Annotated in this window: 11 protein-coding genes; all 11 read left to right on the top strand. The window is 54.4% G+C overall.

Annotated elements, in window-relative coordinates; genetic code table 11:
- Positions 1 to 1,297 (top strand): copper-containing nitrite reductase (gene nirK / locus ENH71_RS04070; RefSeq protein WP_294133560.1); only part of this gene is annotated, 1,297 nt, incomplete at its 5' end.
- A 22-nt stretch (positions 1,298 to 1,319) separates the two neighbouring features.
- Positions 1,320 to 1,769: a hypothetical protein gene (locus ENH71_RS04065; RefSeq protein ID WP_294133557.1), complete on the top strand. Its 450-nt coding sequence runs from the start codon at positions 1,320 to 1,322 to the stop codon at positions 1,767 to 1,769.
- Positions 1,770 to 1,785: 16 nt separating this feature from the next.
- The gene (locus tag ENH71_RS04060; RefSeq protein WP_317622380.1) at positions 1,786 to 2,103 is read left to right on the top strand and encodes a hexameric tyrosine-coordinated heme protein; all 318 of its coding nucleotides are present in this window, start codon (positions 1,786 to 1,788) and stop codon (positions 2,101 to 2,103) included.
- 483 nt (positions 2,104 to 2,586) lie between these two features.
- On the top strand, positions 2,587 to 2,760 hold the full coding sequence (locus tag ENH71_RS04055) for a hypothetical protein (RefSeq protein WP_294133554.1): 174 nt from the start codon (positions 2,587 to 2,589) through the stop codon (positions 2,758 to 2,760).
- Between the two features lie 39 nt (positions 2,761 to 2,799).
- Positions 2,800 to 3,573, top strand: coding sequence for a hypothetical protein (locus ENH71_RS04050; RefSeq protein WP_294133551.1), 774 nt, complete (start codon positions 2,800 to 2,802; stop codon positions 3,571 to 3,573).
- Between the two features lie 227 nt (positions 3,574 to 3,800).
- A complete protein-coding gene (locus ENH71_RS04045; protein WP_294133548.1) occupies positions 3,801 to 5,726 on the top strand; it encodes a PQQ-binding-like beta-propeller repeat protein in 1,926 nt (641 codons plus the stop codon).
- A 37-nt stretch (positions 5,727 to 5,763) separates the two neighbouring features.
- Positions 5,764 to 6,333 (top strand): YceI family protein, encoded by a 570-nt coding sequence (locus ENH71_RS04040; protein ID WP_294133545.1) that lies wholly within the window; start codon positions 5,764 to 5,766, stop codon positions 6,331 to 6,333.
- A gap of 27 nt (positions 6,334 to 6,360) precedes the next feature.
- Positions 6,361 to 7,005, top strand: coding sequence for a YceI family protein (locus ENH71_RS04035; RefSeq protein ID WP_294133543.1), 645 nt, complete (start codon positions 6,361 to 6,363; stop codon positions 7,003 to 7,005).
- 553 nt (positions 7,006 to 7,558) lie between these two features.
- Positions 7,559 to 10,984, top strand: coding sequence for a TonB-dependent receptor domain-containing protein (locus ENH71_RS04030; protein ID WP_294133540.1), 3,426 nt, complete (start codon positions 7,559 to 7,561; stop codon positions 10,982 to 10,984).
- A gap of 131 nt (positions 10,985 to 11,115) precedes the next feature.
- Entirely contained in the window at positions 11,116 to 12,558 is a 1,443-nt protein-coding gene (locus ENH71_RS04025; RefSeq protein ID WP_294133537.1) for an agmatinase family protein, read from the top strand.
- Positions 12,555 to 13,952 carry an agmatinase family protein gene (locus ENH71_RS04020; RefSeq protein WP_294133534.1) on the top strand — a complete coding sequence of 466 codons (1,398 nt, stop codon included), beginning with the start codon at positions 12,555 to 12,557 and terminating at the stop codon, positions 13,950 to 13,952. The genes ENH71_RS04025 and ENH71_RS04020 overlap by 4 nt, the downstream gene beginning before the upstream one ends.
- Positions 13,953 to 13,963 lie beyond the last annotated feature (11 nt).

Genomic DNA, 13,963 nt, shown 5'->3' with positions numbered 1-13,963 from the left:
TTGTATGCACCCAAATCTTCACCGCTTATCGAGCCTGCTAGTCTATGCCGTGATGTCAGTGATGGTGCTCGTCCTGGTTACATTGCTGGTATTGGGCGGCCCGTCATTAATCTGGAATGTGCGCACGTCGCTGCTGGAGGTGTTCGCGCTGGCTGTGGCTGCTACTGCGTCCTGGTATTTTTTCATGAGGTTAATTCACAGGCTGGATTATCCCGCCGGCATGTTGACATCCATGGCAGTGTTTGTGAGTGCCCTGGCGCTGTTTATTGTGATTTCACTGGGCACTCGCCACTTGTTGCAATATCCGCAGTACGGTGAGACCTATGGCCCGGACGAGGGGCCAGCGCTACCGTTAGGCAATGTGCTGGAGTTTTTTCGTCGCATCGGTGACTTCGAAACGATAGGCGACATCGCCGCTGATCCGCGCGAAGTGCCGCCGCCGGTGCTCAGGGAGCCACAAGAGATCAGTCTGGAGCTGGAAACCCGCGAGGTGTTGTCCGAAGTGGCGCCCGGCATCAGTTTCAATTACTGGACGTTTAACGGACAGGTGCCCGGGCCCATGCTAAGAATTCGGGAAGGTGACGTGGTCAATTTCACACTGCGTAATCACGAAAGCAGTCTTCATCAGCACAACATCGATTTGCATGCTGTGACCGGACCTGGAGGTGGAGGGGAAGCCACCATCGTTGCTCCCGGTGAGGAAAAATCTTTTCGGTTCCGCGCCCTCAATCCCGGCCTGTATATTTATCACTGCGCAGTGCCGAATATGGCGGTCCACATGAGCCATGGTATGTATGGTCTGATTCTGGTAGAGCCCGAGGGCGGCCTGCCTGAGGTGGATCGAGAGTTTTATATCGTTCAGGGCGAACTGTTTACAACTGGCACCATCGGTCGACGGGGGTTGCAGGTTTTCGATGGCCGCCAGATGCTGGACAGTAACCCCAACTATATTTTTTTTAACGGCCGCACCGGCGCTCTTGCGGAGAACCTGACAGCTGAAGTGGGCGACCGCGTTCGCCTTTATGTTGGTAATGGCGGTGTCGCGCTGTCATCGTCGTTTCATGTGGTGGGCGAAATTTTTGATACCGTATACCCGGAAGCCAATATAGGCGGGGCACAGTTCCACAACGTGCAGACCACAGCCGTGCTGCCGGGAGGGGCTACGATTGTAGAGTTTACCGTGGACTACCCCGGAACCTACGTATTGGTCGATCATGCGTTGGCGCGAGCTGATAAAGGGGCCTGGGGGCTTCTTCATGTCACGGGCGATGCTGACACGGAAATTTTTGATCATTAGCCAAATATCGCAGGAGCGGGAGATGCGTAATTTCAATATTCTGAGTCTGCTGTTGCTGGCTGTGCTCTGGTCAGGCCTGCTACTGGGGGTATCATTTCTGGCAACGCCGGTGAAATTCGTTGCGCCCAGTTTGTCGCTGCCAGTCGCGCTGGATGTTGGCCGGCAGACCTTCATGGTCTTCAACTGGCTTGAGGTCGCACTGGGGCTGATGCTTGTCGTTTTCACTGTCGGTACAGCCAGGCGATGGATGCAGGCGACGGCCGTGACCATTGCGCTGATTGTGGCAATGCAAACTATCTGGCTTCTGCCGGTACTGGATGCTCGGGTGCAGGTAATTCTGGACGGCAGCACGCCTCCTGCGTCTGTGTTGCATATGATTTACATCGTCGCAGATGCGCTCAAACTGACGCTGTTGGGAATTCTCGTGTGGCGAATATGCCGTTTAGTAAATCAATCATTGATTATCAAATGAACCGATGGAGGATTAAATGATGATAAAACAAAGCACATTGATTTCGATGGCTCTGGTGGCGCTGACTATTACAGGGTTGATTGTGCTGCTGAGCGGCGGGCCGGTCAGTGCCCAGAGTGACGGACTGAATCTGATCACGGATACCCCGGATGAGGGTTATGCGCTGGCCGTGACTCTGGCACGCCGTGGCGTGAGTACCACGCAGCCGAATCGCGAGGTGCTTTTCTCACTGCGTGAGGAGTACGCAAAGGATGCAGGGTTACTAATCGCTTCCTCCCGGGTCATTGCCATTCATTTCGCAACCATCGCGGAAGCCAATGATCACTGGCGGTGAAGTGTCCATTGAAAAATATTGTGGGCCAGCTCTGCGGGATATTTGCGGGTTTGGCTGTGCCTTGTAGTGCTTTATAGTGCAAAATCACGCAATGGACGCACTATTAAATGTAATAAAAAATCATATAGCGCTTACTGTAGGGGCTTCGAACCCCTTGGGCGAGACCCATGGATGGGTCGAGTAATCTCTCCGGGTGCGCCAAACAACAAAAGGTCCGCTTTAGCGGGCCTTTTTTGTTTCTGGTATCCGGTTAATGATAATTCCCCAGTTCGGTCAAACGCATCCGGAAGCCATGTTGGACAATCGTCTGAGCCGCTGTATAGTCATACTTATGACAGAGTTAGGGAGTTTTCCGGTATCGGGTTCACACAAGCAATGTTAAAGCGGCGAGGTTGTGATCAGGCGCAAGGTTACCTGATTGCGCCGCCTCTACCATTCAGTGAGGCAATTGAGGTGACAGGTCTTTGAGCCAGTTTTTGTCTCATGACACGGCAGTTTCCTCCCCATCATATGCAACGCTGTCGCGAAATCCCCGATCGTTATATCCTGCTGATCAATGGGGATATGCCACCTCATGAGGTTATGGTATTGACGATGTCGCGATGGCTGGTGCCGGCCTGTTTTAATCCGGGGCAGGACACTGACAGCAGTCGGTGATAATGTGCCGGCAAAGATTACATACAAAAGGGGTGTTCGATGATTCGGTCAGGATTCGCCAACGTTTTGCTGATCATTCTGATGTCAGTCAGTGGATTGATTGTCAGTTCGACCCGGGCTGACGCCCAGGACTACCAGGAATGGAGCGCCGAAACCCGGACCTCGCTCAGTTTTCGGGTCAATGGTGCAGCTGTGCGGGCGTTGTTGCCAGCCGGCTGGACAATTACCGACGTTGCCGGGGCCCCGGACCAGGTCAATCTGACGGTTACGTTCATGGATCGCCATGTCATTCTCGATCCGCAAGGCCAACCGGTCGGCAGTGGCAGCAGCCGCTATATGGTCATGTCGGTGCAGGCTCGCGATGCCAGAGGTGATCGCGGTATCCTGATCATCAATGGCATCTCACCGGAAGGTACGGGTGCCTATGATGTCTATCAAACCGCGGTAGTGGCGACGGCAGAGCGGTCTCTGCATGGCCAGGCTGATGAACTCTCACAGGTGCAGGAACATTGGCAGATGGAAGCCGCCAGCGGTGACAGTGTCAGCGTGTCGCTGCAGTATCAGCAGGCAGTGCCGACAAGACGACAGTCCACGATCGTTATCCGCTCGGGCAAGCATACTGACTACACACGGACCTACCGGATTGATCAGGCTGGCGATGCACTGGGTGTCCCTGGGGCACCGAACAGTCGGATTGAGGCATTCAGTTTTTCCGCATCCGGCCCGTTGTACTCCCGCCTGTTTGATGGCAATGAAACGTTGCTCGGTATTACGTCCACACCCTGGTACAACCGCGAGATATCCATTCCCTGAGAATTCGGCAACCGTTTAGTCGAATGAACCGCTCCAGCTGTCTTTCAGGCACTGGTTCACCGGGGCGCCCGGCTTGCTTAGCATCCATGGATGACTTATTCTTGCGTGTACCCAGATTTGGCCAATACACACCCTGGTCGTGCATTTACGGTCGCTTTAGCCGCCGTAAAACAAGGGTGGCCGAATGATTCTAAAAAATAAAATAGCCTGAATTCAGGGAGTTAGTAATGTTAAGATCAAAACGCGTGTTATCAGCGCTGGCGTTAGGCGTCAGTTCGCTTGTCTGTTCGACTGCGGCCTTCAGCCAGTCCGGCACGGATGTTTATGCCGGAGACTGGCCCGACTACAACGGCAATATGGCCGCCCAGCGCTATTCGCCGCTTGATCAGATCAACGCCGACAATGTCAGCTCGCTGGAGATTGCCTGGCGCCTGCCGACCGGAATTTTTGGCTCCCAACCAGAGTTCAACGCCACTTTTACGCCGCTTGAAGTGGATGGCGTGTTGTACACCACCATCGGCGCGCAGCGAGACATCGTGGCCCTGGATGCCGTCACCGGACAATTGCTGTGGCAATGGCGGGCGCAGGAAGGCGAACGCTTTGACGCCGCGCCCCGCAAGGGCTCCGGTCGTGGCGTTGCCTTCTGGCAGGATGGTGACAAGCGTCGCATTCTGACCATTACCCCTGGTTTCTTCCTGGTGTCTCTGGATGCAGACACCGGTTTGCCAGACCCCGAGTTTGGCAATAACGGTATTATCGACATGCAGGAAGGCCTGCGTCTTGGTGAAGGCCGTGACGATATTGATATTGGCTCTTCCATGCCGCCTTTTGTCATGAATGATGTCATTGTGGTGGGCCCGGCCATGGCCGTTTCCATGCGTCCGCCGTCAATGGCCAACGTCAAAGGCGATGTGCGCGGCTATGATGCCAGCACCGGCGAGCATTTGTGGACCTTCCACACCATTCCACGTCCGGGTGAGTTCGGTTATGACACCTGGCTCGAAAACAGCGCTGATTACACCGGTAACACGGGTGTGTGGGCTCCGATGTCGGGCGATCCGGAGCTGGGTCTGGTGTATCTGCCGGTAGAAGCGGCTACGGGTGACCGTTATGGCGGCGACCGCCCGGGCAACAACCTGTTCTCCAGCAGCCTGGTCGCAGTGGACATCGCAACCGGCGAGCGTAAATGGCACCAACAGATGATTCGTCACGACATCTGGGACTGGGACAACCCTGCTGCGCCGATTCTGGCGGATCTGCCCAACGGCCGCGAAATCGTTATGCAGGTGACCAAGCAGTCATTCGTGTACACCTACGACCGTGCCACCGGCGAGCCGATCTGGCCGATTGAAGACCTGCCGGTGCCCGCCGGCGATGTGCCGGGTGAATGGTACGCGCCAACACAGCCGTTTCCGACCAAACCGGCCGGTTTTGACCGTCAGGGCATCACCGAAGATGATCTGGTAGATTTCACACCGGAAATCTACGCAGCGGCTCTGGAAGCGATCAAACCGTTCCGCTTGGGCACAAACCTGTATTCACCGCCGTCTATGAAAGATGCGCCTGATGGCACTCAGGGCACATTGAGCCTGCCATCTGCTACTGGTGGCGCCAACTGGGAAGGGGCCGCGATGGATCCTGAAACGGGCATGCTGTATGTGCCTTCCCGGACAGTTGCTACCGTGTTATCAGTGGACAAAGACGCTAATTCCGACATCGACTTCAGCATGGCGCTGGGTGTGCGTGTACCGCGCGCCATGGGCCTTCCCATTGCCAAACCACCGTATGGTCGTATCACGGCTATCGATATGGTTGAGGGCGAGCATGAGTGGATGATAGCCAACGCGGATACACCGCCAGCCATTGCCAACAACCGGGCCCTGGAAGGTGTTGATATACCACGTACCGGCGTTGAAACCCGCTCAGGCCTGTTGCTCACCAAAACCCTGTTATTCTCGGGTGAAGGCACTGGCGGTGGCCCCACGCTGCGCGCGCACGACAAACAGACTGGCGAGATCATCGCCGAGATTGAAATGCCGGGTACCCAGACTGGCCAGCCGTTCACCTATGAGCACGATGGCAAACAATACCTCGGCATGGTCGTCAGCGAGCGCGGAAATCCGTCAGAGCTGGTGATTTATACACTGCCATAATTTGCCGGGCAGAAATTGATACCAAGGAGTAGAAGTAATGATACGTAATACATTTGCTAAAGCGGCACTTGCGCCGCTGATGTTGGCTGCCTCTGTGTCTGCGCAGGCAGCCACCTGGGAAATCGATCCCGAAGACTCGACAGTGATCTTCAAATACTCGTATTCGGATACGCCTTATCAGGGCGAGTTCAACAATGTCCAGGCCACGTTCGAAATCGATCCGCTGAGCCCCGGTGATTGCAAAATCGATGTTCTCATTCCGATTATCGATCTGGATGTGGGTGACGAGGAAACCGAGAGCTACATGTTTGATATTGAACTGTTCGACGTGGATCAGTTTCCGACCGCGACCTTTACCGCTGATCAGTGCACGCTGACGTCGGTAAACTCGTTTACTGCTGAGGGTATGTTGACGATTCGTGATGTCACTCAGCCGTTGACCTTTCCTTTTGAGCTGAGCATTGACGGCACGCGATTCAACCTGACCAGTGAAGTCACTGTACAACGGCTGGATTTCGGTGTGGGCCAGGGATACTTTGCCAACACATCTGCCATCCCGAACGAAGTAGCTATCGAAGTCGATGTCTACGCCGATATCGTGCAGTAACAGGGATAAATATCAAGGAACACGTACATGCTTTCAAAAATGTTTTGCAAATATCGTCAGGTTTTGCTGGTCCTTGCCAGCTCTGCAGCGCTGGTGTCATGTGACCGGTTGATCACGCCGGACTTCGAAACCAGTGTGGCCGAGCTCAGAGGTGGGCAATACACGCTCGACAAAGAACACGCCACCTTGCTGTGGAAAATCGATCATCTGGGTTTTTCCCGCTACATTGGCCGCTTTGACGACTTTGATGCGACGCTGGATTTTGACGCTGAAAACGTCGAAAACTCCAGTCTGGAAGTGATCATTGACACAGCCTCGCTGGATGTCAATAACGAAGCCTTTGCTGAAGATCTTCGCGGTGATGACTGGTTTGATGTTGCCAACCATCCGCAAGCGGTGTTCAGAACCACTGCATTTGTTGAAGCGGTAGACGAGGATACCTTCGTTTTTGACGGCGATCTGACGCTGCTGGGCAATACCGGGCCGGTGACAATGACGGTCAATTTTAACGGCGGCGGTCGCAACTTCCTGACCCGTCGTTACACGCTCGGGTTCTCGGCCACGGCTGAGTTCCTGCGTTCTGATTTTGGCCTGGATAACATGGTGTCTTTCGGTGTGGGTGATGAAATCCAGATTGAAGTCCATGTTGAGTTCCAGGATTCCTCGCTGTAAGTTACTTCCGCTTTAGCCGTTCGGGACGACCGCCTGGTCGTCCCTGAATGGATCTCCTGCCCAAGCCTTCATTCGATAATCCTACGTTGATTAACGTAGTTTCAGCTCTCGCCCCGGACGTATTGCGTAACTGGATGCAGCATTGCGCAGTTATGCGTATGCGCGTCTTTTTCTAAGTACTCCAGCGTATTTTTACTGAATTTCTTTTATCGTATCCTGATCTTATTTTAGCCCCTTTGTTTTTAAACGAAAGGTAATTTAAGGCGCGCAAGCTATTAAAAATAAACAATAAAAATATAAAAGTGCGTGCACAAAAATGTGATCCTGTTCGCATTATGTGCCCCGAAATGAATCGTTATTGTCTGCCTGTTTTTGACGAAAAATTTTAAATAGTTGATTTGTAATAACAAATATTTGTGGCACACATATTGCTCCCACCCCCATTGAAAGCCCTGTTTAGTTGCACGCCAAGAACTGAAGGGCACATAAGACATAACACTGGAGCCAGATATTGGCGGTCAACTGCTAGAAGTACCGGGGGGTATGACACCTGATGAACATGAAACCACAGAAAGTTTTTACACGTAGTCGTTTGAATTACGCTATTGCCATTCTGGCTGGCGTCGCGTCCACACCATTTACTTACGCACAGGAATCAACTGAGCCAGTGATCGAAGAGCTGGTCGTTACTGGTAGCCGGATCCAGCGAGTAGACAACGCGACATCCACGCAGCCATTGTCGGTAATCAGTGCCGAAGACCTGTCGAGTTCCGCCACGGTTGATATTGGTGAAATTCTGAATGAAAACCCGGCGCTGTTGTCGTCGGTCACCAGCACCAACTCCATTGGCGGCACCGCGGCCAATAGCACACGCTCCAGTAACGTCGGCGGCAGCGCACTGAACTTGCGCGCCCTGGGTTCACAGCGCACATTGACCCTGGTTAACGGGCGACGCCACGTATCGGGTATTGAAGGCACATCATCTGTTGACGTCTCCACCATCCCGTCAGCATTGATTGAACGTGTTGAAGTGCTCACCGGTGGTGCATCGGCAGTTTACGGTGCCGATGCCGTAACCGGTGTTGTTAACTTTGTGTTGCGCAACGATTACGAAGGCGTGGACATCGATTTCCGTACCGGTATATCCGGTGAGGGTGATGCCAATACCCTTAGCTTGCGTGCCCTGATCGGGCAGAACTTCGATGATAATCGTGGTAACTTCACGATATCCTTGCAGCATGATTCCAGTGACGGCCTGCGCGCCGGGGATCGGGATTTCCTGGCCAATGATGGCCGTGCTACCGGCGATGTAAACCCGGCGTTGCGTTTTCAGCAGGGAGATATCAATGCTTCCAATACGCCTAACCTGGCGCAATACTATAATTTTAACAACACCGGCCTGTTCCCCTATGGCCTGCGTATCCCGACTGCTGAAGCGTTTGCCAGCAACTACCTGAATGAGTTTGGTTCGGCACCCACGCTGACCGCTGCTGAACAGGCGCTGTTTGATCGTCCTTCTTCTGCAAGCCCACGCGCCTTCCTGCCGGGCAGAACGTTTAACATTACGTCGCCTTACGGTGTGGTGGCACTGGGTGACTTTGGTACCTCAATTCCGCTCGGTCAGGAACCTGACCTCAACGGCAATGGTACCTCAGACTGTCTGGACAGTTTTACCGGCTACAACTCAAGTCTGGATGGCGCAGCGTCATTCGGTGCTGCAGGCGGTTGCTGGGTGATTAACGAAGCCGGTGAACTGGTTTCATACGAAGATGGCCTGGTCACGGGTAACTTCAACCAGTTCGGTGCCGCTCAGAGCTACATTGCACCCAACAGGCCGTTTGTGATTCCGCAAGATGATAAATACTCCATCAACCTGAATGGTCGTTACGAGATATCGCCGACCATGGAGCTGTTTGCCGAAACCAAGTACGTGTATCACGAAGTTGTGTTTGGCGGTGGTGGCAACCAGGCGACTGACCTGCTGTATGGTGCGCCAGATAACCCCTTCCTGCCGGCTCAGTTGGCTCCGTTTGCCAATAACCCCGGTGTTGGTTTTGTAGGTCCGGGTGGTCTGTATATCTCCCGCGACTCGGATGACTGGGGTGACAATGAATCTATCAACCGACGCACAACCTATCGTCTTGTCGGCGGTCTGCGCGGCAGTCTTGACCAGTGGGGTCTGGACTACGAAGTGGCGGCTAACTACGGTAAGTTCAACCGTCATTACAAATCACCGTTCACGCCGATTACCGATCGCTTCTTTGCGGCGATTGACGTAACAACAGATCCGGCTACGGGGCAGCCAGTATGTCGTTCCGATCTCAGCGCCACGGCCTACCCAAGAACCACGCCGTTCAACTTCCCGTCCTATCTGGGCGGCGGTGCGCTGTCGTCATTCTTTAGTTTCCAGGCCGGCGACGGCCAGTGTCAGCCAGCCAACCTGTTTGGCGGCAAGGGCTCAATCAGCCAGGAATCCATCGACTTCTTTACCTATACCCGTACCGTGAAGGAAGAAATTGAGCAGTCTGTGGTCAGTGGTTTTGTCAGTGGCAACAGCAGCGAGTTCTTTACCTTGCCGGCAGGCCCGGTCTCCTTCGCGTTTGGTGGCGAGTGGCGGGAAGAGACAAGTGCGCAGGAATATGACAACTACGATCAGGGCATACTTCCTGTCAGTGGTGTCACCGCCAATGGTGTGGCGTTTGAAGCCGGCGACTGGATCGGTGACGTGAGCAATGCGCAGAGTCTGGGCGGATCGCCTGGCAACCGCGCCTTGAGTACCAGTGCCAGCTACGACGTGTGGGATATCTTTGGTGAGTTTGAAATTCCATTGCTCAGCAACCTGCCATTAATCGAAACCCTGACGCTTGACGGTGCTTTCCGTCGGGCCGACTATTCAACCTTTGGTGAAAGTGACACCTTTAAGGTTGGTGGCCTGTGGGCGCCGGTTCAGGACGTACGCTTCCGTGCCAACTACAGCAAAGCCGTTCGGGTGCCAAACCTGTTTGAGCTGTTTTCGCCTGAGCAGGGTCAAAACTTCCGTCCCAACGATCCTTGTGATGTGTCCCAGTTGAGCAGCGCGCCAGACCCGACACTGCGTCAGAACAACTGTGTTGCCGACCTGCAGGCCAAAGGTGTGCTGAACGAGAACATATTTGACGCCAGCGGCAACTACATCTTTGTGGATCCGTTGTCAGCCGGTTTCCCGGGGGTCATCGGTGGTAACCCTGACCTCCAGCCGGAAGAAGCGATCACCAAGACTTTAGGTGTGGTGATTCAGCCACGTTTTGTTGAAGGCCTGACCGTCAGCCTGGATTACTGGGATATCGTGATCGAAGATGCGATTTCCGAGATTTCGTCGCAGAACATCGCAACCAGCTGTTACGACTCGCCGTCACTGGACAACCCGTTCTGTGAACTGCTGGACCGTAACCGCGAGCCCAGCTCGGCGCAGTCAGGCGGCTTTACCTTCCTGCGTCAGGTGCAGCTGAACTTTGGTGAAGCCAAAGCGACTGGTGTCGATCTGAACGTCAACTACCAGTTCGCATTGGGTGACTACCAGTTCGGATTAGGCGGTGCGGTAACCAAGCAACTGGAACTGGAGTTCATCGAGCCTTCCAATCCCGGTGAAGAAGCAGTTGTTGATGACGACCTGATGGAAATGAATCGCCCGGAGTGGGCGGGTCAGTTGAACTTCAGTGTTGCCACCGGTCCTTTCAGTGTGTCATTGCGGTCACAGTACCTGAGCGAAATGGCACTTACAGGTCCGATTGAGACTGCTGTGCAGAACTATGGCCCCGGCATCTTCTCGGATGAGTTCTTCTCGCACAACCTGTCAGCCAACTGGGACTACAGTTCTACGGTCCGGGTTTATGGCGGCGTCAGCAACGTGACCGACGAAGAGCCTTACGCTACACAACGTAGCTACCCGGTGAGCCCGGTAGGCCGTGCCTACTACCTGGGTATCAACGTCGCGTTGTGATGCAACACTGCAACTTCGATAGATAAGTAGTATGTGCCGCTGCCTTGTCCACTATCCCCTGCGTTCCTGGGGGATGGTGGACAAGGCTTCGTCACCTCCTGCCGATGAGTCAGTAAATCAAAGGATCCAGCATGAAAACAAAAGAGATATGCAAATCTCGTTTAACTCTGGCAGCGCTGGCGCTGCTTTTTTGTACGCTGTCCATGCCGCTTGTCGCACAGGACGATGAGGAAGAAGAACGCGAACCTATTGAATTCCCGAGCTCGCTGGATGAAAAATTGTCCACGCTCACTGAAGAAGAAATGGAGTTCCTGCGCACCGGGCCCACGCGCCGGTTTGCCAGTACTCCCGAATTATTGATTGAGGCGCTGGAGAAGCGAACTGCAGCTCAGGTGCGCGCTTATGTTGACGCCATGATATGGGTGACACAAGAGCAGGAATTCCAGGAAGGTGAAGACCTGGACCATATCCCTCTGAACACCGATAGCCCCGATTTTAATGCCTATGCGGTCCGCCGTCCGCGCAGTTTCGACCCGGATCGCGAACCGGGTCCTATCGATCTGTCACGCTATGGCGGTCGCAGCGGTATCCCCACCTTTGCTGGTGCACCCATTGCCCTGACGCCGGAAGACCTGGTGGCAGGCGAGGTTGATGTAGCCATTGTTGGTGCACCACTGAACATGGGGTCAGGCTGGCGCGGCGCCCAGCACGGTCCATTGGCATTGCGTCTGATAGGCCGCGTTGGTGGCAATGACCAGTACACCCAGATCAGCCCCAGCCGCGAACTCAATATCGTGGATTATGGTGATATCGCGATTGACCAGGACAGCACCGAGCGCAGCATGCAGCACGTGCGCGAGGTGGTGCGCGAGATTGCCGAGACCGGTGCGGTGCCGTTCATCGTCGGTGGCGACCATTCGCTGGAGTATCCCAACGTAGCGGCGCTGGTCGATGTATATGGGGAAGACAATCTCAGTGTCATCCATTTTGATGCGCATTACGATGTCGGCCGTGACCGTGCTCACTTTATTGATCACGGGCAGCCCATTTACCGGCTGCTGGCAGACGGCCATATCAAAGGCGGTGACTATATCCAGGTAGGTCTTCGCTCAGGCAGCCCCAGTGAAAGTGGTTATAAATGGATGCGTGAACAGGGATTCAAATATCATTCGATGGCGGAAGTTGAGCGTTATGGCTGGGACTACGTTCTGGAACGTATTCTCAGCGAAGCCAAGGCAGATGGCCGCAAGTTGCATATCTCGTTTGATGTCGATGTACTGGATCCGTCCTACATTGCAGGCACGGGCACACCGGTTTCCGGCGGTTTGACGCCACGCGAAGCCATTCCCATTATTCGCAAGCTGTGCGCGCAGCAGGAAGTGGTTGGGTTCGATATTGTCGAGATCGCGCCGGAAATAGATCCAACTTACGTGACCAACCTGCACAGTGCTGCGATTGTGCAGGCCTGCCTGATTGGTATCTCCATGCGCAAACTGGGACATGACCCGGATTACCTGAACCCGGTGACCATTGATCACGCTCAGGACAACTACCACGAGGAGAATCCACTATGACAATCAGGACAAACCGTCATCTGGTGTCGGCGCTGGCCTTGAGCATGTTCGTCGCTGCTCACTCCTCGACACTGTCTGCCCAGGCCCGAATCCCGTCCGAGGTCAGGGCCAAGCTGGAACTGCTGACAGACGACCAGATAGCATTTCTGGGTACAGATCAGCCACTACGCGTTATTCCGTCGCGAGAAAAACTGTATCAGGATCTTGAGCGGCGAACGCCCGAACAGGTCGAACAGTATGTCAGCGATATGATTGAAGCCGTTGAGGCGCATGCCTTCCGGCCTGGTATCGATATGGCGAATATTCCGTTGAATCCGGAAGCCAGCCGCTTTAACGGTTTTAAGGTGGTGCAGCCGGAAATCCTCAAGGAGCGTTTGCGTGATCCCGGTCCGGTGAATGTGCATCGGTATATCAACCAGTGGGCGGGTATCCCTACATTTGCCGGGGCACCGGTAGCGGTGACTCCCGAAGATCTGATTGCCGGTAACGTGGAAGTTGCAATCGCCGGTATCCCGCAGAGCATGAGCAGTGGCAGCCGTGACGGACGTAATGCGCCAAATGTCCTGCGTGCCATGCATGTCACCGGCAATCTGGACGTTTACGCCATGGTGGATCCGGGTGCTGTGCTCAATATTGTTGACTACGGTGACATCGCGGTAGACAGGATGAGCCTGGAGCGCGGTCTTGACCATGTTTACGACATGGTGCTGCAGATGGCCAATACCGGGGCTGTTCCATTTCTGGTTGGTGGTGATCACTCGCTGATGTATCCCAATGTGAAAGCGGTGCAGGCGGCTGACCCGGATCAGAGTCTGACTGTGGTGCATTTTGGTGCCAATTACAACGCGGAACGAACGCGGGCTCACACCATTTCTGATCGTGATGCTGTTTACCGCCTGGTGTCGGAAGGTGTGATTGATGGCAGCGACCTGATCCAGGTGGGGCTGCGAGGGTCTCAGGCGACCAGAGAGTCCTTTGAATGGTTGCGCGACAACGATGTCAGGTATCACACAATGGCATCTGTTGAAGCCAATGGCTGGCAGGAAGTGATGGAGCAGATTGTTGAAGAGGCCAGCGACGCTGGCAACCCGCTTTATCTCTCGCTGGATGTCAGTGTGCTGGACCCGACCGAGATGGTCGCTGCCGGCAGAGCCGTTCCCGGTGGTCTGACTATCCGTGAAGTGACACCGTTGCTGCGACGTCTGTGTGCCGAGAACGAAGTTGCCGGACTGGAGCTGATGGACTTTGCACCCATGCTGGATCTGAGTTACGTCAGCGCCATGAACGCCAACTACATGCTGAACGCGTGCCTGACGGGAATCGCCATGCGCAAGCAGGGTATCACCGAGGAAAATTACCTGGACCCCACAACAGTGGATCATGGTCAGAATTGATAGCCGCTTTA

The sequence above is a fragment of the Pseudohongiella sp. genome (genome assembly GCF_011050365.1).
GTDB lineage: Bacteria > Pseudomonadota > Gammaproteobacteria > Pseudomonadales > Pseudohongiellaceae > Pseudohongiella.
This window is presented reverse-complemented; position numbering and strand designations above follow the sequence as displayed.

Excerpts from the sequence above, each read along its gene's own strand:
- ENH71_RS04065 (WP_294133557.1), top strand. The coding sequence starts at position 1,320 with ATGCGTAATTTCAATATTCTGAGTCTGCTGTTGCTGGCTGTGCTCTGG.
- ENH71_RS04060 (WP_317622380.1), top strand. The coding sequence starts at position 1,786 with ATGATGATAAAACAAAGCACATTGATTTCGATGGCTCTGGTGGCGCTG.
- ENH71_RS04055 (WP_294133554.1), top strand. The coding sequence starts at position 2,587 with ATGACACGGCAGTTTCCTCCCCATCATATGCAACGCTGTCGCGAAATC.
- ENH71_RS04050 (WP_294133551.1), top strand. The coding sequence starts at position 2,800 with ATGATTCGGTCAGGATTCGCCAACGTTTTGCTGATCATTCTGATGTCA.
- ENH71_RS04045 (WP_294133548.1), top strand. The coding sequence starts at position 3,801 with ATGTTAAGATCAAAACGCGTGTTATCAGCGCTGGCGTTAGGCGTCAGT.
- ENH71_RS04040 (WP_294133545.1), top strand. The coding sequence starts at position 5,764 with ATGATACGTAATACATTTGCTAAAGCGGCACTTGCGCCGCTGATGTTG.
- ENH71_RS04035 (WP_294133543.1), top strand. The coding sequence starts at position 6,361 with ATGCTTTCAAAAATGTTTTGCAAATATCGTCAGGTTTTGCTGGTCCTT.
- ENH71_RS04030 (WP_294133540.1), top strand. The coding sequence starts at position 7,559 with ATGAACATGAAACCACAGAAAGTTTTTACACGTAGTCGTTTGAATTAC.
- ENH71_RS04025 (WP_294133537.1), top strand. The coding sequence starts at position 11,116 with ATGAAAACAAAAGAGATATGCAAATCTCGTTTAACTCTGGCAGCGCTG.
- ENH71_RS04020 (WP_294133534.1), top strand. The coding sequence starts at position 12,555 with ATGACAATCAGGACAAACCGTCATCTGGTGTCGGCGCTGGCCTTGAGC.